Origin of the sequence: Micromonospora sp. NBS 11-29 (genome assembly GCF_002140155.1) — a bacterium.
In the GTDB taxonomy this organism is placed as follows: Bacteria; Actinomycetota; Actinomycetes; order Mycobacteriales; family Micromonosporaceae; genus Micromonospora.
The window spans coordinates 436,610-458,068 of record NZ_NAPR01000013.1 but is presented as its reverse complement, the minus strand read 5'-3'; the positions used below and the strand labels follow the sequence as shown (position 1 = coordinate 458,068).

At 71.5% G+C, this 21,459-nt stretch carries 15 protein-coding genes, 1 other RNA gene and 3 pseudogenes; 5 read left to right on the top strand and 14 right to left on the bottom strand.

The window, feature by feature from the left end:
* Positions 1-2: 2 nt before the first annotated feature.
* From ssrA to pruA, 7 genes are all read right to left on the bottom strand, one after another.
* Positions 3-378, bottom strand: a transfer-messenger RNA (tmRNA) gene (gene ssrA / locus B1205_RS18510).
* Between the two features lie 88 nt (positions 379-466).
* Positions 467-946 carry an SsrA-binding protein SmpB gene (smpB, locus tag B1205_RS18505; RefSeq protein WP_089156735.1) on the bottom strand — a complete coding sequence of 160 codons (480 nt, stop codon included), beginning with the start codon at positions 944-946 and terminating at the stop codon, positions 467-469.
* Positions 947-1,055: 109 nt separating this feature from the next.
* On the bottom strand, positions 1,056-1,931 hold the full coding sequence (ftsX, locus tag B1205_RS18500) for a permease-like cell division protein FtsX (RefSeq protein WP_089156734.1): 876 nt from the start codon (positions 1,929-1,931) through the stop codon (positions 1,056-1,058).
* 65 nt (positions 1,932-1,996) lie between these two features.
* The gene (ftsE, locus tag B1205_RS18495; RefSeq protein ID WP_013284225.1) at positions 1,997-2,677 is read right to left on the bottom strand and encodes a cell division ATP-binding protein FtsE; all 681 of its coding nucleotides are present in this window, start codon (positions 2,675-2,677) and stop codon (positions 1,997-1,999) included.
* A gap of 106 nt (positions 2,678-2,783) precedes the next feature.
* Positions 2,784-3,809 (bottom strand): peptide chain release factor 2, encoded by a 1,026-nt coding sequence (gene prfB, locus B1205_RS18490; protein ID WP_089156733.1) that lies wholly within the window; start codon positions 3,807-3,809, stop codon positions 2,784-2,786.
* A 45-nt stretch (positions 3,810-3,854) separates the two neighbouring features.
* On the bottom strand, positions 3,855-4,370 hold the full coding sequence (locus tag B1205_RS18485; protein WP_089156732.1) for a PadR family transcriptional regulator: 516 nt from the start codon (positions 4,368-4,370) through the stop codon (positions 3,855-3,857).
* Between the two features lie 143 nt (positions 4,371-4,513).
* Positions 4,514-6,142, bottom strand: coding sequence for an L-glutamate gamma-semialdehyde dehydrogenase (gene pruA, locus B1205_RS18480; RefSeq protein WP_089156731.1), 1,629 nt, complete (start codon positions 6,140-6,142; stop codon positions 4,514-4,516).
* 437 nt (positions 6,143-6,579) lie between these two features.
* Here pruA and B1205_RS18475 point away from each other — a divergent pair, with 437 nt between their 5' ends.
* Positions 6,580-7,563, top strand: a complete 984-nt coding sequence (locus B1205_RS18475) for a hypothetical protein (protein ID WP_089156730.1) — start codon at positions 6,580-6,582, stop codon at positions 7,561-7,563.
* A 10-nt stretch (positions 7,564-7,573) separates the two neighbouring features.
* Here B1205_RS18475 and B1205_RS18470 read toward each other — a convergent pair whose 3' ends face one another.
* On the bottom strand, positions 7,574-8,083 hold the full coding sequence (locus B1205_RS18470; protein WP_089156729.1) for a DUF6912 family protein: 510 nt from the start codon (positions 8,081-8,083) through the stop codon (positions 7,574-7,576).
* A 176-nt stretch (positions 8,084-8,259) separates the two neighbouring features.
* Here B1205_RS18470 and B1205_RS18465 point away from each other — a divergent pair, with 176 nt between their 5' ends.
* Together B1205_RS18465 and B1205_RS33440 are read left to right on the top strand one after the other, a co-directional pair.
* Entirely contained in the window at positions 8,260-8,487 is a 228-nt protein-coding gene (locus B1205_RS18465; protein WP_089156728.1) for a helix-turn-helix domain-containing protein, read from the top strand.
* Between the two features lie 101 nt (positions 8,488-8,588).
* Positions 8,589-9,446: pseudogene (locus tag B1205_RS33440) on the top strand (hypothetical protein); the annotation flags it as partial.
* Positions 9,447-10,084: 638 nt separating this feature from the next.
* Here B1205_RS33440 and secA read toward each other — a convergent pair.
* Positions 10,085-12,965 (bottom strand): annotated as a pseudogene (gene secA / locus B1205_RS18455) (preprotein translocase subunit SecA).
* A 171-nt stretch (positions 12,966-13,136) separates the two neighbouring features.
* Here secA and B1205_RS18450 point away from each other — a divergent pair.
* On the top strand, positions 13,137-14,294 hold the full coding sequence (locus B1205_RS18450; protein ID WP_089156727.1) for a GNAT family N-acetyltransferase: 1,158 nt from the start codon (positions 13,137-13,139) through the stop codon (positions 14,292-14,294).
* A gap of 89 nt (positions 14,295-14,383) precedes the next feature.
* On the opposite strand, the gene hpf is transcribed toward B1205_RS18450, so the two are convergent.
* From hpf to mtrA, 5 genes and pseudogenes are all read right to left on the bottom strand, one after another.
* Positions 14,384-15,028, bottom strand: a complete 645-nt coding sequence (hpf, locus tag B1205_RS18445; protein WP_089156726.1) for a ribosome hibernation-promoting factor, HPF/YfiA family — start codon at positions 15,026-15,028, stop codon at positions 14,384-14,386.
* A 249-nt stretch (positions 15,029-15,277) separates the two neighbouring features.
* The gene (locus B1205_RS18440) at positions 15,278-15,973 is read right to left on the bottom strand and encodes a ComF family protein (protein WP_089157078.1); all 696 of its coding nucleotides are present in this window, start codon (positions 15,971-15,973) and stop codon (positions 15,278-15,280) included.
* A gap of 7 nt (positions 15,974-15,980) precedes the next feature.
* Positions 15,981-17,783, bottom strand: coding sequence for an LpqB family beta-propeller domain-containing protein (locus B1205_RS18435; protein WP_089156725.1), 1,803 nt, complete (start codon positions 17,781-17,783; stop codon positions 15,981-15,983).
* Positions 17,780-19,458 (bottom strand): annotated as a pseudogene (gene mtrB / locus B1205_RS18430) (MtrAB system histidine kinase MtrB). Before mtrB ends, B1205_RS18435 begins: the two are co-directional and overlap by 4 nt.
* Positions 19,459-19,486: 28 nt before the next feature.
* Positions 19,487-20,176 carry an MtrAB system response regulator MtrA gene (mtrA, locus tag B1205_RS18425; protein WP_089156724.1) on the bottom strand — a complete coding sequence of 230 codons (690 nt, stop codon included), beginning with the start codon at positions 20,174-20,176 and terminating at the stop codon, positions 19,487-19,489.
* Between the two features lie 210 nt (positions 20,177-20,386).
* On the opposite strand from mtrA, the gene B1205_RS18420 reads away from it, so the two are divergent.
* Entirely contained in the window at positions 20,387-21,229 is an 843-nt protein-coding gene (locus B1205_RS18420; RefSeq protein WP_089156723.1) for a hypothetical protein, read from the top strand.
* The last annotated feature ends 230 nt before the right edge of the window (positions 21,230-21,459 follow it).

The window sequence follows — 21,459 nt, the reverse complement described above, 5'->3', positions numbered from 1 at the left end:
GGTGGTGGAGGTGCCGGGAATCGAACCCGGGTCCTTCGCCGGTTTGTCAGGGCTTCTCCGAGCGCAGCTCGCTGTGCCTCTACTCGGCCCCACCGCTCACGCGAGCAAGTTGGTGTGACGGGCCCAGTCGCTGATTGATCTCGCCGCACGGACCCCGCGACCGGGTCCGATTGGCCAGCCTTCTAGCTGATGCCGGCTATCTGGGTCGAAGGCGCTCCCAGGCCGACAGACTTGCTACTCGCCTCAGGCGGCGAGAGCGAAGTCAGCGCGATTGTTCTTGGCGCTTATTGGTTTCCGACGACCGATTTTCGAGACGACGTCGGCTTCCTCGGCTCGCTTCCCCTGTCGCTGCGTACGAAGTCGAAACCAGTCACCCCCTCGACGGGCCACCCGTATCGGTGGCACCCGACAAGCCTAACGCCTGCCGCAACGGGTTTCATCCCGAGCCCCGGCCCGGGCGTGCCGCTCAGTCGGTCATGCCCTTGCCGCGCCGGCCCACGACGCGCCGGATCTCCCGGTCGGCGTCCCGCTTGGCGAGGTCCTGCCGCTTGTCGTACGACTTCTTACCCCGGGCCAGGCCGATCTCCACCTTCGCCCAGCCGTCGGAGAAGTAGACCTGCAACGGCACCAGCGTGAGACCGCTCTCCTTGAGCTTGCCCAGCAGGCGGTTGATCTCCAACCGATTGAGCAGCAGCTTCCGGGTGCGCCGGGGCTCGTGGTTGGTCCAGGTGCCCTGGGCGTACTCCGGGATGTGCATGGCGTGCAGATAGAGCTCGCCGTCCCGTTCCTGGGCGAACGCGTCGACGAGCGACGCCCGCCCGGCCCGTAGCGACTTGACCTCGGTGCCGGTCAACGCCATGCCCGCCTCGTACGTGTCGAGGATGGCGTAGTCGTGCCGCGCCTTCTTGTTGGAGGCGACCACCTTGCGGCCCTTCTCGCGTGGCACTGGCGCCACCCCCTCCCAGTCGGCTGAAGATCATGCTACCGGAACCACAAGAGCCCTCCCGCGCCGTTTATTCCTGGCGCGGGAGGGCTCCCGGAGAGCCGTACGGTAACTAGACCCGCAGGTAGAAGCGGAGCGTGACCCAGGCGGTGACCGCGCTGACCAGACCACCGACGGCGGCCATCAGCGGGAAGGTCAGGAAGATCTCGGACCAGGAGATCGGGGTGATCAGTCCCTCCAGGGCCGCCATCGAGCTGCCGGCCGCCACCGTCTTCACCCCGATCAGCGCGAGCAGGCCGAGGATGGAGCCGATCAGGCCGGCCACCACCGCCTCCAGCACGAACGGCGCCTGGATGAACCAGTTGGACGCGCCGACCAGCTTCATGACCGCGACCTCGCGCCGCTTGCTGTACGCGGCCACCTGGATGGTGTTCGCGACCAGCAGCAGGGCGGCGGCGGCCATCACCACGGCGAGGGCGAGCGCGCCGTTCTGGACGCCGGTGAGCACGCCGAAGACCTTGTCGAGCAGCTTGCTCTGGTCGACGATCGTGTCGATGCCCTCGGCGGTCTTGTACTGGTCGTAGATCTGCTTGTACTGCTGCGGGTCGTTCAACGTGATCCGGAACGACTCCGGCAGCTGGTCGGCCTTGACCGCGTTGACCAGGTCGGGCGCGTCCGCGTACATCTGCTGGAAGCGCTTGTACGCCTGATCCTTGTCGACGTAGGTGACGTCCTTGACCAACGGGTCGGCGTCGAGCTTGGTCTGCAGGTCGACGCGCTGCTGTTCCTGGACGTCGGTCTTCAGGAAGATCGACACCTGGACGTTCTCGTAGTAGAGATCCTTCATGTCGCCGACCTTCTGGTACAGAAGGCCGCTGCCGCCCAGCATGAACAGCGACACCGCCATGGTGATGATCATGGCGACGGTCATCGTGACGTTGCGCCACAGTCCGACCAGTACCTCGGACAGGACGTACTTCATCCGCATCGGGATATTCCTCCGGCTCTCCGGCGTGAGGTGTTCGTCGTCAGGGTCTACGGATCGTCAGTGGCTCAGCCGTAGACGCCGCGGGCCTGGTCGCGCACGATGCGGCCGCTCTCGATTTCGATCACCCGGCGGCGCATCTGGTTCACGATGTTGGAGTCGTGCGTGACCATCACGACGGTCGTGCCGGTGCGGTTGATCCGGTCCAGCAGGCGCATGATCTCGATCGACGTGTCCGGGTCGAGGTTTCCCGTGGGCTCGTCGGCCAGCAGGATCAGCGGCCGGTTCACGAACGCCCGGGCCACCGCGACACGCTGCTGCTCACCACCGGAGAGCTCGTGCGGGTAACGGTGCTCCTTGCCACCGAGACCCACCAGCTCCAGCACCTCCGGCACGACCCGGCGGGCGACCGCCTTGGTCTTGCCGATCACCTCCAGCGCGAACGCCACGTTCTCGTACGCGGTGCGGTTCGGCAGCAGCCGGAAGTCCTGGAAGACACAGCCGATGGAGCGCCGGAAGTGGGGTCGCTTCCAGGAACGCATCGACGTGACGTCCTTGCCGTTGACGACGACCCGCCCCTTGTTGGGGGTGACCTCGTGCAGCAGCAACTTGATGATGGTGGACTTGCCGGAGCCGGACGGTCCGATGAAGAAGACGAACTCGCCCTTCTCGATCGAGACGGACACGTTGTCGAGCGAAGGCCGGGACGCCTTCGGGTACGTCTTCGTCACTTGCTCAAGCTGAATCACGGGTCGAGAGTCTACGCGGTGTAACCGAAGAGCCAAGCCCCACGCNCGCGCGTCATCGATTTACCGGGTCAGAACGGGATCGATGACGCGCTCCGTCCGAGCGTGATCACGCGCTGTCAGCGGTGAGCTGCTGCTGCTTCCGCCAGCGGATACCCGCCTCGATGAAGCTGTCCAGTTCGCCGTCGAAGACCGAGGACGGATTGCCCGTCTCCTGCTCCGTACGCAGATCCTTCACCATCTGATAAGGATGCAGGACGTACGACCGCATCTGGTCGCCCCACGAGCCGGCGGCGTCGGTCTTCAGGCCGGCCATCTTGGCCTGCTCCTCCTGCCGCTTGCGCTCCAGCAGCCGGGCCTGGAGCACCCGCAGCGCGGACGCCTTGTTCTGGAGCTGGGACTTCTCGTTCTGGCAGGTCACCACGATGCCGGTCGGGATGTGGGTGATCCGCACCGCCGAGTCGGTGGTGTTGACGCTCTGCCCACCCGGACCCGAGGACCGGTAGACGTCGATCCGCATCTCGTTCTCGGGGATGTCGATGTGGTCGGTCTGCTCCACCACCGGCAGCACCTCGACGCCGGCGAAACTGGTCTGCCGGCGGCCCTGGTTGTCGAACGGGCTGATCCGCACCAGCCGGTGGGTGCCGGACTCCACACTGAGCGTGCCGTACGCGTAGGGCACCTTCACCGTGAAGGTGGCCGACTTCAGGCCCGCCTCCTCCGCGTACGAGGTCTCGTAGACCTCGGTCGGGTAGCCGTGGCGCTCGGCCCAGCGCAGGTACATCCGCAGCAGCATCTCGGCGAAGTCCGCGGCGTCCACGCCGCCGGCCCCGGCCCGGATCGCCACCAGCGCCTCCCGCGAGTCGTACTCGCCGGAGAGCAGCGTGCGGACCTCCATCTCCTGGATGGCCTTGGTCAGCCCGGTGATCTCCGACTCGACCTCGCCCAGCGCGCCCGGGTCGGACTCCGCCTGCGCCAACTCCAGCAGCACCCCGGCGTCGTCGAGCCGGGAACGCNCCTCCTGCTCCAGGCGGGCCTTCTGCTCGCGCAGCTTGTCGAGGTCGAGCACGGCCTCGATGTTGCGCAGCGTGGCGTCGAGTTCCTTGAGCTGTTCGGCGTAATCGGCAGCGGTCACGGCACACAACACTACTGCCTACGTCGCCCGAGCTGCCGCAGGTGGTCAGCCGACCGGTGCGCTCTTCAGCCAGGACAGCGCCGCCCGGTGGTAGGCGACGGCGAACTCCAGCGCGCTCGCGTCGTAGTTGTCCCCCTCCTTCTTCGCGTTCTTGACCTGCTCCCGCACCGCCGCCAGCGCCTCGGTGTGGTACTCGTTCGCCGAGGCGTACAGGTTCTTGAGCTGGCTCGCCGAGTGCAGGTTGCCGAACGCGATCCGTAGCGCGATCGGGTTACGGATCGTGTCCTTGCCCGGATTCTCCGCCAACCAGCGGGAGAATGTCCGTTTCCCGGCCGCCGTCAGCGCGTACGGTTGGCTCATCCGCGGCCCGGGCTTGCCGAGCCGCACCAGACCCTTCTCGGCCAGCACCGGAAGCTCCCGGTAGACCTGGCTGCGGGTCATCGACCAGTACGGCGCCAGCCGGCGCTCGGCGGCGGCCATCAACTGGCCGCCAGTCATCGGGCCGTCGTGCAGCAGACCCAGCAGGGCTGCCGCCGTCGGGTTGACTCCGGATTCCGCCATGCCCTCTAAGCTGCCACTTTGTCGGCTCCGGCGTCCAGGTTTCGCCGATTTCGCCACTCCCCGACGCGTCCGATGTGCACTGTCGGGTAAGGAAGGGCACCTTATTAACACACGTGTGTTAATAAGGTGCCCTTCCTTACACCTCAACCCATGTGCGGGTACGTGTGGTCGGTGGGCGGGACGAACGTCTCCTTGATCGTCCGGGGCGACGTCCACCGGACCAGGTTGTGCCAGGAGCCCGCCTTGTCGTTGGTGCCGCTGGCCCGGGCACCCCCGAACGGCTGCTGCCCCACCACCGCGCCGGTCGGCTTGTCGTTGACGTAGAAGTTGCCGGCCGCGTACCGCATCTTCTCCGCCACCCGGTCGACCACCCGGCGGTCGGTCGCGAAGATCGACCCGGTCAGCGCGTACGGCGCGATCGACTCGGCCTGGGCGACCACGTCCTCGAAGCGGGCGTCGTCGAAGACGTGCACGCCCAGGATCGGCCCGAAGTACTCGGTGGTGAAGCTCTCGTGCGCGGCGTCCGAGCACTCGAAGACCGTCGGCCGGACGAAGTAGCCGACCGAATCGTCGGCGGTGCCGCCGGCCAGCACCCGGCAGGTGTCGTCGCCGTTGATCAGCTCCAGCGCGGCGGTGTGCCGGCCGAACGCCTTGTCGTCGATCACCGCGCCGCCGAAGTTGCCGAAGTCGGTCACGTCGCCGTAGGTGAGCGAGTCCGCGGTGGCGGCGAGCCGGTCGCGAAGCCCGCCCTCCCAGATGGACCGGGGCACGTACGCCCGCGAGGCGGCCGAGCACTTCTGCCCCTGGTACTCGAACGCGCCCCGGATCAACGCGGTGTGCAACGCGTCCACGTCGGCGCTGGTGTGCGCCACCACGAAGTCCTTGCCGCCGGTCTCGCCGACCAGCCGGGGGTAGCCGCGGTAGCGGGCGATGTTGTCGCCGACCGTCTTCCACAGGTGCTGGAAGACCTTGGTGGAGCCGGTGAAGTGGATGCCGGCCAGGTCCGGGTCGGCGAGGACCACGTCGGAGACCTCCTCACCCCGGCCGGTGACCATGTTGATCACACCGGGCGGCAGGCCGGCCGCCTCGAACAGCCGCATGGTGAAGTGCGCGGCGAACTGCTGGGTCGGGCCCGGCTTCCAGACCACCGTGTTGCCGAGCATGGCCGGCGCGGACGGCAGGTTGCCGGCGATCGCGGTGAAGTTGAACGGGGTGACCGCGTAGACGAACCCCTCCAGCGGCCGGTGGTCGAAGCGGTTCCACACGCCCGGCGAGGACATCGGCTGCTCGGCCAGGAGGCGGCGGGCGAAGTGCACGTTGAACCGGAGGAAGTCGATCAGCTCACAGGCCGAGTCGATCTCGGCCTGGATCGCGGTCTTGGACTGCCCGAGCATGGTGGCCGCGTTGAGCGTGTCCCGCCACGGGCCGGCGAGCAGCTCGGCGGCGCGCAGGAAGATGGCGGCCCGCTCCTCGAACGGCAGCGCCCGCCACATTCCGGCGGCGTCCTTGGCGGCCCGGACGGCCGCCCGCGCGTCGTCGTGCGTGGCGTGCCCGGTGACGCCGAGCACGTGGGCGTGCTTGTGCGGCTGGACCACGTCGATCGGCTCGCCGCCGGCCATCCGCTGCTCGCCGGCGATCGTCATCGGCAGCTCGATCCGCTCGGCGGCCAGTTCGGCGAGCCGCCGCTGGAGCCGCTCCCGTTCGGCACTGCCCGGCTCGTAGGTGTGGACCGGCTCGTTGCGCGGTTCGGGGACGGAGAACACGGCGTCCATCACAGGCTCCTGTGCGATCTCGACGGCGATGGCGAAACCGGACCCGCGGGGACCGACCGGGCGGCCGGGCTCCGGACGCCGTGCGGTGGACCGGTCACGGCGGCGGGACCTGCGCCGATTGTTTCACGCGCCGCGCTCGCCGACTCGGGCCGCCCGACTACGGCCCCGCGCATCAGACGTCGAACCCGCCGCGACACCGATGAAGCCTCGGCAGAAGCCCCGCGACGCAGACGATTCGTCGGCTGCGCGCGTTCCGGTCGCGGCGCGCCGCACGTCGCTGCGGCGCAGTGACGGCATCGGAGCGTGGTCGACGGCACCCCTTCGGTGATGCGGAGTCGATCAAGGCGTGGGCGAGGGCGGCACAGCCCGAGGGCACCTGGCACGCCGCGTACGCTGGATGGCTGGTGCCCCGTGCGGCGTCCGTCGAAAGGGAGACGATGAGCAACCAGCCCGGCAGCTCGACGGCTGCGGAGCCGGACCAGCCCGAGGCCGTCGCGGAGGTCGCGCCGGCGCCCGGCCGACCGGAGTACGCGCCGGGCGCGCTGCCGCTGGCCCTGCTCTCGATCGCCTGGCTGGCCGCCATGCTCTGGTCGACCCGGGAGGCGATCACGTCGACCGCGGCCGGGGTCACCGCGATCAGCCTCTCCGCGTACGCGCTTCCCGGCGTGATCACCGCGGCGCTGGTCACCGGCGCCACGGTCGCCCTGGCGGCGACCAACCGGATCGGCCGGGCGACGGCGCGCTTCCTGGCCGCCGTCGGCACCGGCCTGCTGGTCGGGCTCGTCGCCGCGGTGGCGATCAACCTCACGTACGCCGACAACGCCACCACCAACACCATCGCCGGCACCACCGCGGCGGCCGCGATCATCGGCGGGGCGATGGCCGGAGCGCGCCAGGCCCGGGTGGTGGCCGGGCTGGCCGCCGCCACGCTCACCGCGCAGGTCTTCGTGGTGGTGTTCAGCCGTGCCCGGGATCCGCTCTCCGAGCTGTTCGGCGCCGGCGAGACCCAGCAGTCGGTGCTCGACGCCGCCAAGTGGGTGTCGCGGACCGAGTCGTTGCTCGCCGGCCTGATCGCCGGCCTGGTGGCGTACCTCTACCTCGCCTGGTCCCGCCGTCGCGCCGAACGCCGGGACGGGGCGGCGTCGACGCTGCGCTGGCCCGCGTACCTGATGGCCGGTGCCGGCGCCGGACTGCTCCTGCTGCTCACCGAGGTGATCATCCGGATCGGCGGCCGCGGGTTGCTCGACCTGGCCGCCGCGCTCAGCGAGGCCGACCAGGTGGCGCAGACCGCGCTGGGCACCTCCCGCGTGGACAACGCCATCTGGGTGCTCTTCGTCGGCGCGCTGACCACGCTCATCCTGTTCGGGCGCACGCTCGGCCCACGCGACGGCGAGGACGAGGAGGACGAGCCGGCGTCCTGAGCCGGCCGCGTCAGCCGACCTCGCTCAGCAGCAGATCCAGCTCGGTCACGTCGTACCACTCCAGTTCGTGGTCCTCGACGCCGTCCACGGCGAACTGGGCGTCCGGGTCGCCGGCCTGGGCCTCCGCCGCCACCTCCGCGGCAGCGGCCACGTCGTCGACCGCCTCCGCGCCGTCCACGTGGATCGCGGCGACCGACTTCACCGGCACCGGCCCGGCCAGTCGGACCGTGCTGGAACCCAGCTCGCCCCCGGTCCGGTCGATCGCGCGGGCCGGCAGGTCGACCGAGGCGACCACCCGCCGTCGGGGCGCGGTGGGATCGGCCCGCAGCAGCAGCAACGCGTCCTGGGCGGCCCGGGTGAAGGCGACGTACTCCAACTCCTCCTCGTCCCCCTCCGCGTACCACTCGCGCAGTGCGGGGGTGACGGCGTGCGCCGCGTCGGCCGTCAGGCCCTCGTCCCGCAGGCGGGCGAGCATCGGTACGGTCGCCGGCAGGTACACCCGGACAAGCTCGTCGGACACCGGTCACTCCCCGCTCTCGGGCTGCTCGCCGGCGAACACCGGCTCCGAGCGCCGATCATGCCGTACGCCGTGACCGTCATACCCCGCCCACCCGCCTTCGGTCGGCGTGTCCGCTGGACGGGGGTGTCGCCCGGTGATGGCAAACTGAGGCAAACGAAACCAACCCGGGAGTCACCGTGGAGTCGAGGTTCCTGCTCCTGTCCGACGTCGCCGCCGAGTTGAACGTCTCGGACTCGCAGGTCTACCACATGGTGCGCAGCGGCGAGCTGCCCGCCATCAAGATCGGCGGTCGCGGTCAGTGGCGGGTCGAGCGCGCGCGGCTGGAGGAGTACATCGAGCGGAAGTACGCCGAGACCGCCGAATGGGTACGCGACAACCCGCTGGGCGAGCGCGACGCGGAGTGACCGTCCATTGACCGCCAGCCATTGACGCGTACGGTCGCCGTGTTCGAAGATGGGATTCAGTCGGAGGCAAACACAGGCAAACGCAAGGATTAGAGGCTGACATGGCTGACACCCGCCGCCCACCGTCGCCACGCCCACCGGTCCGCCTCCGGCCCGCACCGCCGCTCGATCCGCCCTACAGCGACGAGGACGTGGCATGGAGCCACGCCGGCCAGCTCGCGCTCGACCTGCTCGGCCCGCGTCCCCGGGTTTCCGGACGCCCCGCCGGCCGGGCTCCGGACCGGGCTCCGAGCTGGCCGCGCTGGTCCGCCTCCGGCCCGCTCGACGTCCCCACCTGGCCCGGACCAGGCGCACCCGGTTCTCCCGTCGCCGAGGGCCGCCCTCCGACCGACGACCGACCCGGTGAGGGATCCGACCGCCGCGACATCACCGGTGGCCGTGACCTGGCCAACGGCGAAATCGGCGGGCACCGCCCCGCCAACGGCACCGCCGCAGCACACGACCACGCCGACGCCGGATCGGTCGGCTCCGACCCGGCCGGCGATCGGCCCGCTCAACGACGTGGCGGCCGTCCGGGTGCACGCGCCCACGCCGGCGTGCGGCAGCCCGACACCGGGGCCTTCGGCGGCCGACGCTCCGACGCGAGCCCCGCCGACTCGCGCGGCGGCCCCAGCGCGGGCCCCGCCAGCATGCGCGGCGGCACCGCCACGAGCCCCGCCGACACGCGCGGCGGCACCGCCGCGAGCCCTGCCGACATGCGCGGCGGCACCGCCGCGAGCCCCGCCAACGCGCGCGGCGGCACCGATGCGAGTCCCGCCAGCTCGCGCGGCGGCACTCCTCGCGCCGCCGGCGGCCCACCGATGTCCACCCTCGCCACGGCCACGCCCGAGGCCGCTCGGGCGGCGCACCGCTTCGTCCGCACGTTCCTGGAGATCGTCAACGGGTTCCGGCCACCGGGGCAGCTCCGACCACTCTGCNGACCCCGGTCCGCCACCGCACTGCCCGACCGTCCCTGCACCTGCGCCGCCTGCGCGTCTGCGAACCCCGGGCCGGCGCGGCCGAAGCCACCGCCGTGTTCACCGGCAACGGCGGGGTCACCTGGGCCATCGCCCTGCGCCTGGAGCGCCGCCGGGGCACCTGGCTCTGCCTCGTCCTCGACGTCCTCTGAGCCTCGACCCTCACCGGCCCGATGATCGACACCAGTACGCCGAAGTGGCGGCGTCCAGGCGTACCGGATGCCGCCACCTCCCCGAACTGGCATCGGCCACCACCCAAGTCGGCGATGCCCACTTCCGCCACCAACCGATCCTCCCCCGACGAGGACCCCTGCCGGCGGTGACACCGGTGTCTCCGCAGCCCGGATACGCCCAGGGCGACCCAGCGATGACCGCCGCCCGAATTGCCCGATTGAATCGGGGGTAAACCCGATGATCGACACCACCACGCCGAAGTGGCGGTATCAGCGCGCAGCGGTTGCCACCACTTCCCCGAACTGGCGGCGCATGCCGCACACCTCTACCGCCCGTGCACGGGTGGACGAGGGTGAGCCNCCCCGGCCGGTGGCCGGGGCCCGTCGGGCCGTGTGTGTCAAGGCAGGTCAGTTGCCGCCGTTGGGCGAGCCGTGGCAGCGCTTGTACTTCCGACCGGAGCCGCACGGGCAGGGCGCGTTCCGGGACGGGCCCTCACCGCCGCCGTCGACCTGCCCCGGCGCGGCCCGCCGTGCGGTGCTCGCGGCGACCGCCTGACCGCTCGCCCCGGCGGGGGTCCGGCGCGGCGTCGAGGCGGCGGGGCGCTCCGACTCGGGCCGGCCGATGCCCAGCGCCGGCGCCTGCTGCTCGGCCCGCTCGATCACCGGAGAGCCCCGGCCGGCCTCACCGTCGACGGCCGGCGCGGAATATTGCAGGCCCTGCTGCTGCGGCGTGCGGTTGAGGCCCTTGGCCTTGATCTCCACCGGCTTCTCCAGGAGCTGCACCTCCTCGGCGGCCTCCGGCTGGGCCTCCTCGACCTGCACCTCCAGGTTGTAGAGGAAGCCGACCGTCTCCTCCTTGATGCCGTCCATCATGGTGGCGAACATGTCGAAGCCCTCGCGCTGGTACTCGATGACCGGGTCGCGCTGGGCGTAGGCCCGCAGGCTGATGCCCTCCTGGAGATAGTCCATCTCGTAGAGGTGCTCGCGCCACTTGCGGTCGATCACCTGGAGCAGGACCATCCGCTCCAACTGGCGGACCGCCTCCTCACCGAGCTGCTCCTCGCGCCGGTCGTACGCGGCGTTCGCGTCCTCCTTGAGGCGGGAGAGCAGGAAGTCCTGGTCGAGGCCGGCGCGGGAGCCGACCTCCTCCTCCAGCTCCTCGACCGTGACGCCGACCGGGTAGAGCTGCTTCAGGCTGGCCCAGAGCTGGTCGAGGTCCCAGTCCTCCGCGTACCCGTCGGCGGTCGCGCCGACGACGTACGCCGTGGTGACGTCGTCGATCATGTTGCGGACCTGGTCCGACAGGTCCTCGCCGTTGAGCACCCGGAGGCGCTCGGCGTAGATCACCTGGCGCTGCTTGTTGAGCACCTCGTCGTACTTCAGGACGTTCTTGCGGATCTCGGCGTTCTGCCCCTCGATCTGGGCCTGCGCGCTCTTGATCTGCCGGGTGACCATCTTCGACTCGATGGGCACGTCCTCCGGGATGTTGAAGCGCTCCATCACCGCCTCGACCGCACCCGCCCGGAACCGCTTCATCAGCTCGTCCTGCAGGGACAGGTAGAAGCGGGACTCACCCGGGTCACCCTGCCGGCCGGCGCGACCGCGCAACTGGTTGTCGATCCGGCGGGACTCGTGCCGCTCGGTGCCCAGCACGTAGAGGCCACCGGCGGCGGCGACCTCCTCCGCCTCGTTGTCGCAGGCCTGCTTCCAGGTCGGCAGGATCTCCTCCAGCGCCTTGGCGTACTCCTCCGGCTGCTCGACCGGGTCGAGGCCGCGCTGGCGGAGTTCGTTGGCGGCGAGGAACTCGGGGTTGCCCCCGAGCAGGATGTCCGTGCCTCGGCCGGCCATGTTGGTGGCGACCGTGACCGCGCCCTTGCGCCCGGCCTGGGCGACGATCTCCGCCTCCTTGGCGTGGAACTTCGCGTTCAACACGGAGTGCGGGATGCCACGGCGGCGCAGCATGTGCGACAGGATCTCGGAATTCTCCACCGAGACGGTGCCGACCAGCACCGGCTGGCCCTGCTCGTGCCGCTCGGCGATGTCCTCGACGACGGCGTTGAACTTGGCCTTCTCGGTCTTGTAGATGACGTCGGGGCGGTCCATCCGGACCATCGGCCGGTGCGTCGGGATGGTCACGACGCCGACCTTGTAGACCTTGTTGAACTCGCCCGCCTCGGTCTGCGCCGTACCGGTCATGCCGGAGAGCTTCTCGTAGAGGCGGAAGTAGTTCTGGAGGGTGATGGTGGCCAGGGTCTGGTTCTCCTGCTTGATCTCCACCCCCTCCTTGGCCTCGATCGCCTGGTGCATGCCCTCGTTGTAGCGACGACCGTGCAGGATGCGGCCGGTGAACTCGTCGACGATCAGGACCTCGCCGTCGCTGACGATGTAGTCCTTGTCGCGCTTGTAGAGCTCCTTGGCCTTGATCGCGTTGTTCAGGTAGCCGACCAGTGGGGTGTTGACCGACTCGTACAGGTTGTCGATGCCGAGCCGGTCCTCGACCTTGCCCACGCCGCGCTCGGTGACCGCGATGGTGCGCTTGGCGTAGTCGACCTCGTAGTCGCCCTCGCCGTCGGTGCCGGGCTGGAGGCGGGCCACCACGGCGGCGAACTCCTGGTACCACCGGGCGGAGTGCTCGGCCGGACCGGAGATGATCAGCGGGGTCCGGGCCTCGTCGATGAGGATCGAGTCGACCTCGTCGACCACCGCGAAGAAGTGGCCGCGCTGGACCAGCTCCTCCTTCGACCAGGCCATGTTGTCGCGCAGGTAGTCGAAGCCGAACTCGTTGTTGGTGCCGTAGGTGATGTCGCACTCGTAGGCCACGCGGTGCTCGGTGGCGGGCCGGTTGGGCAGCACCACCCCGACGGTGAGGCCGAGGAACTCGTGCACCCGGCCCATCCAGGCGGCGTCGCGCTCGGCGAGGTAGTCGTTCACGGTGATCACGTGCACGCCCTTGCCGGCGAGCGCGTTCAAATAGACCGGCATGACCGAGGTGAGCGTCTTGCCCTCACCGGTCTTCATCTCGGCGATGTTGCCGAAGTGCAGCGCGGCGCCGCCCATCACCTGGACGTCGTAGGGCCGCTGGCCGAGCACCCGCGAGGCCGCCTCNCAGGTCGTCGAGCGTCTCGCCGTCAGCGAGCCGCTCCTTGAACTGGTCGGTCATGCCGCGCAGCTCGTCGTCGTCGAGGTCGACGTAGTCGTCCTCGATCGAGTTGACGGCGGCCGCGATGGCCTTCAGCCGACGCACCATGCGGCCTTCGCCGGCGCGAAGGACCTTTTCCAGAATCGACACGGATCAACGCTCCCCTAGACGGTCTCGAACCATCGTAGGCGCTTGAGCGCGGCGATGGTCACTGGTGGCGGCGGTCCGGGGCCGCGAACCCGACATAACACCGCGCCCGTACGCCGACTCCCGACCAATTCGGGTTACGCCGTCGGCGAACGATCCGGCACGATGGCTCGGATGGAGCCTGTGGAGATCGTCGAGGACGGCCTGTTGCTGCGCCCCTGGCGGGCGGAGGACGCCGACGCGGTGCACCGCGCCTGCCAGGATCCGGACATCCAGCGCTGGACCACCGTACCTCGCCCGTACCGGGCCGAACATGCCCTCGCGTTCGTGACCACGGTCAGCGGCACGGCCTGGGCGGAGGGCATCGGGGCGCCGTTCGCGGTCTGCGACGCCACCACCGGGGAGCTGCTCGGCTCATGCGGCCTGGTCTCCGTCGACCGCGCACTGGACTCGGGCGAGATCGGCTACTGGACCGCGCCGTGGGCCCGCCGGCGCGGCGTCGCGGTACGCGCCACCCGGGCGGTCGCCCGCTGGGCGTTCGACGCGCTCACGCTGCGCCGGCTGACCTGGCAGGCCGAGATCGGCAACCACGCCTCCCGGCTGGTCGCGCTGCGAGCCGGCTTCCGGGTCGACGGGGAACTGCGGCTGGCCCACCCCGCCGTCGACGGTCGGCCGGAGGGGTGGATCGGCTCCCTGCTCCCGGCCGAGCTGGCCGCGCCGGGCGCCCCGGTCCCGTACGGCCCGGCCACCCTCCAGGCCCGGCGGGCGGCGGTCTTCGGCCGGCCACAGCCCGTCCTGTTCGCCACCGCCCGCGGCACCGAGCTGCGACTACGCCCCTTCGAGACACGCGACCTCGACGCGGTGGTCGCCACCTGCCGCGACGAGGACACGGTGCGCTGGACCACGATGCCGCACCCCTACCACTACGAGCACGCCGAGGGCTACCTGCGGGACATCGCGGAGGCGGCCTGGGCCCGGGGCACCGCCGCCTCCTACGCCGTGGCGGACGCCGAGGACCGTTACGTCGCCTCGATCGACCTGCGGCTCGCCCCGGCCAACCCGCTGGTCGCCGACGTCGGCTTCATGACCGCCCCGCACGCGCGGGGCCGGGGCTACCTGCCGGCCGCGCTCACCGCGCTCTGCGCCTGGGGTTTCACCACGCTCGGCCTGGCCCGGATCGAGTGGCGGGCGAACGTGGGCAACACCGCGTCGCGCCGGGCCGCCGAGAAGGCCGGCTTCACCGTCGAGGGCACGCTGCGCGGCGGCGTCCAGCACCGCGGTGAGCGGCAGGACGTGTGGATCGGCGGCCTGCTGGCGCAGGACCTGCGATGACGTCGGACGACGGCCCGAGGGGTACGCCGACGCGCCGGGTCTGATCGGGGCCCCCGCGCACGCGGAGGCCCCGATCACCGGTCAAGGGGTCAGGTGTCGAGCGAGATGATCCCGTAGTCGTACGCGTGTCGGCGGTAGACCACACTCGGGCGGCCGGACTCCTTGTCCTGGAACAGGTAGAAGTCGTGCCCGACCAACTCCATCTGGAACAGCGCGTCGTCGACGGTCATCGGTTCGGCGGGGTGGACCTTCGCCCGGGCGATGTGCCACGGCTGGTCGTCGGGCTCTTCGTGGACGCTCTCGTCGGGGCGTTCGGCGACCGCGGTGGCGGTGCCGTGGCCGTCGAGGGCGGCCAGGCCGGGCCCGTCGAGGTCGGCCACCGGCAGGCCGGCGGTGGCGGCGGACACGGAGAGCGGCGCGTGCCGCCCGCGGTGCACCCGGCGGCGGTCGGCCGCCCGGCGGAAGCGGGTGTCCAGTTTGGCGATGGCGGCGTCGAGCGCGCTGTAGAAGTCGTTCGTGCAGGCCTCTGCCCGGATCACCGGGCCGCGCGTGACGCAGGTGATCTCCACCCGCTGGCAGTGATCGGCCTGGCGCGGATTGCGCTCATGGAACAACTCGACGTCCACGCGAATGAGCTTGTGGTCGTAGCGTTCGATCTTTGCGAGCTTTTCGGCTACGTGTACCCGGTAATGGTCCGGCACTTCGACGTTACGGCCCTTGACCACGATGTCCACGTGACCTCCCTTGTTCGGACGGTCGTTCGGTCCGGATCTTTCCGGTCGACGCGACTGGGAGCGCCCCGCTCGGCGTCGACCGGTGGTTCGGCTACGCCTCCTTCCAGTGCCGGGGGAAGGTTGGCATCCTCACTACCCCCGACACGGAAACGCTAACTCCTGTCCGCCCACCAGTCACCCCCCGTTGCCGAAGGCGGTCGCGAAAATTAACACCTCATACACCAAGGGGTGAAACGGGTACACGCAGCGTCACCGACGACGCCGCTTTTGCGTTGCGGCGAGCACCGCTGCGGCCTTTGGCGGCATTCCCGCGCCGCGCAACATCCGGCTCACGGCCGCCAATGTGGCGCCGGTGGTGACGATGTCGTCGAGCAGCACCACGGCTCCCACCGGTGGCGCCGACCGACGCAGCCGGAACGCCGCCTCGGCCGCGGCCGCCCGGCCCGCGCTGTCCAGCTCCACCGAGTCCGGCCGGGGCAACGCCCGCAGCGGCCGCAGCACGCGTACCGGCCAGCCGGCCGCGCGCAACCGGCCCACGGCCGGGCGGACCAGCCGCTCCATATGGTCGCCGTAGCGGGACCGGGCCGCCCGCGCGGTGTCCGGCACCGCCACCAGCGTCACCGGACCACGCGGCCCGGCCGCCGCCGCCACCACCTCGGCCAGCAACGCCCCCAACGGCCGGGCCAACCCGTGCCGGCCCCGCTCCTTGTACGCGAGCAGCCCCTCCCGCAGCGCCCCGCCGTACGGGCCGAGGGCCACGCAGGGCGGCAGGCCGGGCGGGGCCGGATCGGGTCGGGTCGGCGCGGGACGCAGCGACTCCAGCTCCGTCACACAGCGCGGACAGAAACCCTGTCGCAGCCCCGGGGCGCGTGCCCCGCAGCCGGCGCAACCGGCCGGCAGCACCAGGTCGCTCAGGTCGGACCAGAGACCGCCGAGGCCCGGCACCGGCATGTCAGTAGAGGAAGAACGGCACGGTCGGGTTGGCCGTCCGACTGCCCGCCGGCAGGTCCAGCACCTGCTCCGGCGTGACGAAGTCGATCGGGTTGTTCCGCCAGGCGCTGCCGTTCGTCTCGAACATGAAGGACAGCGAGGGCAGCCCCCGGTCCCCACCGCCCGGGTACGCCGCCAACTGGGTCACCGGCGCGCCGATCTCGTTCGCCAACGGAGGCTCCCACGCGCCGTCGACGGCGAGCTGGTGGATCGCCGAGCGCCGGTCCGGGTCGTTGCCGGCGAAGACCAGTTGGTCCTCCGTGATCCAGTCGACGGCCGTCACGCCGGTGAGCAGCGTGGGCAGTCGCCGGGGTTGGCCCAGGCTGACCACGCCGCCCTCGACGTTCACCGGTGCGACGTACACGGCACCGCCGGCGACCAGGGCGATCCGGTGGCCGTCGAGGGACCCGGCGACCGCCACCACGTTGCCGGAGACGTTCAGCGGCACGAGGCTCAGCTCGGCCGCACCGTTGAACCGGTAGAGCCGGCCGTCGGCGGCCACGAACCCCGCCGCGCGGTTCTCGTCCAGCGAGCGCAGCCAGGTGGGCCGGCTCATCGACCCGAACGTGTCGTCGCTGCGGTTGAAGACCGCCACCGGCTCCGGACCGGTGCCCACCTTGAGCCGGAGCCGCCGGTCCGGACCGGTCACCACCAACGCGGCGAGCACCTGCTCGCGGGCGCGGGCGAGCGACGCGGAGACCACGTTGCGGTTCTCGGCGGCCGGCAGCGGAACGGCGTCGCGCCGCTCGTTGCCGATGGCGAGCGGATGGATCACGCCGTCGTAGACGCTGAACCGGGTGGGGGCCGCGCCGGGCGGATACGCGGGGTTCGTGGTCCGCTCCCGCTCCAGGTCGACGCTGAACCGCTTCTGGTTCTGGATCTTCAACTCGAGCTGGCCGGTCAACTCCGGCAGCGACCACGCGAGCTGGGTGCCGAGCCGCCGCAGCCGCTCCGCGTTGGCCCCGGGCATGGTCAGGTTGACCTCCCAGGTGGAGTCCGTGCCGGTGGCGTTGTTGATCGGTCGGGTGCCGTCGGGCAGCCCGGTCACCCCGGACGCCAACCAGTCCGATGGACCGCCGGCCAGCCACTTCACCACCTCGGTGACGCGCCGCTCGGCCGGCACGGAGGACGGCAGGTAACGCAGGTCGGGCACCAGTCGCGACAGGTCCGAGTTCCAGAAGTACACGGTGCGGGTGCGGTAGTACTCGCGCAACGCCGAATCGCTGGTCAGCAGCACGTTCGGCAGGTTGGTGATCAGCAGGCCGGCACCGGTCGGCGCGGCGCGGCGCAGCTCGAAGACGTACCGGGTCTCGGTGGCGCCCGGCGGGCCCAGCGTGCCGTCGGCGCGCAGCACGCCGACCTGCTGCACCTTGAGCGTCACCGTGAACGTGCCCTGGTTGTTCCTCGGGGTGCTCTCGGGCTTCGCCAGCAGCCGGACCACGGTGAGCTCGACCTCGCTGGTCTGCGGCTTGCCGGGCAGCAGGTCCCGCGCCTCCTCGGCGAGGAACTTTCGGGCCCGGGTGTACGCCTGGTCGCGCTCCCCCGCGGCGGCGGCCCGCAGGTAGTTCTCGATGAACGGCACCGGCTCGCCGCTGTCGGTCGGCGCGGGCGGCGGGGCCGGGCTGCCGTTGAGCGAACCGGCCTCGGCCGCCGGCACGGAACCGTCGACCTGGACGTCGGTCTCGGCCGGGATGCCGCACCCACCAAGCCCGGCGGGGAGCAGCACCCCGGCCACCAGCAGGGTCAGCAGACGACGCCCGCTCACGGCCGAGCCTCCGCCCGGTCGGTGTCGGCCGGGCCGACGGCCAGCGCGCCCGCGCTGCCCGGACCGATGGCGAGCAGGCCGCCGTCGCGCGGACCGCCGAACGGCAGGGTCGCGTCGGCCGGCACCAGCCGCAGCGGTGAGGTGGTGAGCCGGTCCCCGGCCCGGGCCGGGAGGGTGAGCCGGAACTGGGCGCCCTGCCCCGGCGCGCCCCATGCCTCCAGCCAGCCGCCGTGCAGCCGGGCGTCCTCCAGGCTGATCGACAGCCCGAGGCCGGTGCCGCCGGTCTGCCGGGCCCGGGACGGGTCGGCCCGCCAGAACCGGTTGAAGACCAGCTTCTCCTCGCCCGGCTTCAGGCCGACGCCGTGGTCGCGCACGGTGATCGCCACCGCGCTCTGGTCGATGCCCAGGGTGATCCGCACCGGCTTGGCCTCCCCGTGCTCGACCGCGTTGCCGACCAGGTTACGCAGCACCCGTTCGACCCGGCGCGGGTCCACCTCGGCGATCACCGGGGTGCCCGGCAGGTCCAGTTCGATGGTCACGCCGACCCGCTCGGCCAGCCCGGCCAGCCGCTCGGTCACCCGGTGCACCACCGGCACCAGGTCGGTGGGCTCGCTGTCCAGCACCGCGAAGCCGGCGTCGAACCGGCTGATCTCCAGCAGGTCGGTGAGCAGCTCCTCGAACCGGTCCAGCTCGGCCTGGAGCAGCTCGGCGCTGCGCGCCACCGCCGGGTCGAACTCCTCCCGCTCGGCGAAGATCAGGTCGGCGGCCATCCGGACCGTGGTCAGCGGGGTACGCAGCTCGTGCGAGACGTCCGAGGTGAAGCGGCGTTGCAGCCGGGACATCTCCTCCAGTCGGAGGATCTGGCGTTGCAGGTTGGTCGCCATCTGGTTGAACGAGGCGGCGAGCAGGGCAAGGTCGTCCTCGCCGGAGACCACCATGCGCTGGTCGAGCAGGCCGGCGGAGAGCCGCTGCGCGGTGCGCGCGGCCACCCGCACCGGGGTCACCACCAGGCGGGTGACCAGGGCCGCCAGCAGACCGAGCAGGAGCACCAGGGCGACGCCGGTGGCGACCACGGTGGCCCGGGCGTCGGCCGCGGTGGCGTCCTGCCGGGCCAGGGGTACGAGGTAGTAGAGCTCCACCTGGCCGAACCGGGTGGGCACCGGCGAGCCGTACACCAGGTATTTCGTCCGCTCGCCACCGAGCGTGCCGGTGCGGATCTGGTGGGCGACCTTGCCGGACGCCACGGTGGCGCGCAGCTCGTCGCCGATCACCGCGCGCACCGGCACCTCCGGGGAGACGCGCGGCTCGATGAACTCGGCGAAGTTGTCCGCGGTGATCGCCACCACCACGCCGCTGGTCTGCGCCGGGTCGCCGCCGGCCAGGTAGTTGACGGTGCCGTCGATGGTGTCCTGGAGCTGGGCCTCCTGCGGCTGGCTGTAGAGGTTGAACTGCTTCGCCGCGTACTCGCTGCCGTTGCTCAGCCGCATCCGCACATCGGTCTCGGCGTTCTCCAACAGGATGTTGGTGATCTTGTCGGCGATCAGGTAGGCGAAACCGCCCACCAGGAGNCCTGGTGCACGCCGGCGGTGAGCCGGGTCGAGCGCCCGAGCAGCGCACGCCAGAGCGCCCGCGCGGCGTGCAGCCGGCGGGGCGGGTCGGTCGGCGGGTCGGGCAGCGGGGCGGTCACCACAGTGTCGACCAGGCTATCCGGTGCCCGCCTTGTAGCCCACGCCCCGCACGGTGAGGATGATTTCGGGTCGCTCCGGATCCGGCTCGATCTTGGCGCGCAACCGCTGGACGTGCACGTTGACCAGGCGCGTGTCGGCGGCGTGCCGGTAGCCCCACACCTGTTCCAGCAGCACCTCGCGGGTGAACACCTGACGCGGCTTGCGGGCGAGCGCGACCAGCAGGTCAAACTCCAGGGGCGTCAGCTTCACCTCCTCGCCGTTGCGGCTCACCGTGTGCGCCGGCACGTCGATGGTGATCTGGTTGCCGGGCGGGCCGATGGTGAGCAGCTCCGGCGCGACGTCCTCGCCGCGGCGCAGCCGGGCCCGCATCCGGGCGACCAGCTCCTTGGGCTTGAACGGCTTCACCACGTAGTCGTCGGCGCCGGACTCCAGCCCCAGCACCACGTCGACGGTGTCGCTCTTGGCGGTCAGCATCACGATGGGCACGCCCGACTCGGCCCGGATCGCGCGGGCCACGTCGATGCCGCTCATGCCGGGCAGCATCAGGTCGAGCAGGACGATGTCGGGTCGGTTGTCACGGAACGCGGCCAGCGCCCGCTCACCGTCGGCGACGAAGGACGGCACGAAGCCCTCGCTGCGCAGCACGATGCCGAGCATCTCGGCGAGGGCGGGGTCGTCGTCGACCACCAGCACCCGGGCTCTCATGGGGTTTATCGTTCCATCCCCGTTCGCTCGGAGGTTTCGAAGTCTTTCCGGCACGGTAGCGCCGGAGTCGCCCGCGCACCACCGCCGACGGCGTGGCCGACCAGCGTGGCGTGCCGAGACGGGTCCACCGGATGCGGGCCCGCCGTGCAACCATGATCCCCCGGGTGCCGCCCCGCCCGCCACCTCTGCCCTGCCCGTCCAGGAGTACGCGTGTCCGACGCCGGCCCGATCGCGGTGCTTCCGCGGCGCCCGCTGACCGTCGGCGAACTGCTCGACTCCGCGGTGCTGCTGCTGCGCGACCAGGCCCGGGTGCTGCTCCCGCTCGCCGCCGCGCTGGCCGTCGCCGAACAGGCCCTGCTGTACCCGCTGCGGACGCTGGCCCACGCCCACCCGCCCGGCTGGTGGCCCGGCGACGAGCACCGGCTCGGCTGGTACTGGCTGCTGCTCGCGGTCGGCGCCGGCACCGAGGCGGCGATCGTCGCGCTGCTGGGCAACCCGGCCGCACGCGGCGGCGCGGCGGCGTTGCTGGGTCGCCGCCTGGCGCCGTCCGAGCTGCTGCGCGGGGCCCGTGCGGGTGCGACCCTGCTGGCGGCGGCCCTGGTCGGGCTCACCGTCGCCGTCGCCGGGCTGGCCGGGCCCGCCTGGTTCGTGGCGTACGGGCTGCTCGGCCTCGTGGTGCCGGTGCTGGTGCTGGACGGCGTCGCGTCGTACCGGGCGCCGGGGCGGGCGGTACGGCTCGCCGGCCGGGTCGGCGGGCGGGCCGCCGCCGTCCGGCTGCTCGGCTACCTCGGCTGGTGGCTGGTCCGCGTCGGCGTCGGGCTGGGCGTCCCCTATGGTCTCGGGCTGCTGGACCTGTTCGACGTGTCGGCCTGGGCGCTGCCGGTGGCCGTCGTCGCCCAGGTGGCGGTGAACACCCTCGCGTACCCGGCGCTGGCCTGCCTGGACGCGGTGCTGCACCTGGAGACCCGGATGCGCACCGAGGGGCTGGACATCCGGCTGTCCCGGGCGCCGGCCGGCGTACCGGAGCCCGAGCTGCTGGCGGCCCGGCGGTGAGCCGGTGGTGGACCGAGACGGTCGCCGCGCTCGGCGACGTCGTGTCCCTGCCGCTGGTCGCGCTGCTCCTACTGGCCGTCGCCCTGTCGACGGCGCTGGGCTGGTATTTCTTCCCGGCCTGGGTGCCCCGCCGGCTGCCCCGGGTCACGCTGCCCCGGCTCCGCCGCCCCGTGGTGCGGTGGCCGCGACTCCGGCTACCCCGGCTGCGGCGACCTCGCCTGCGCCGACCC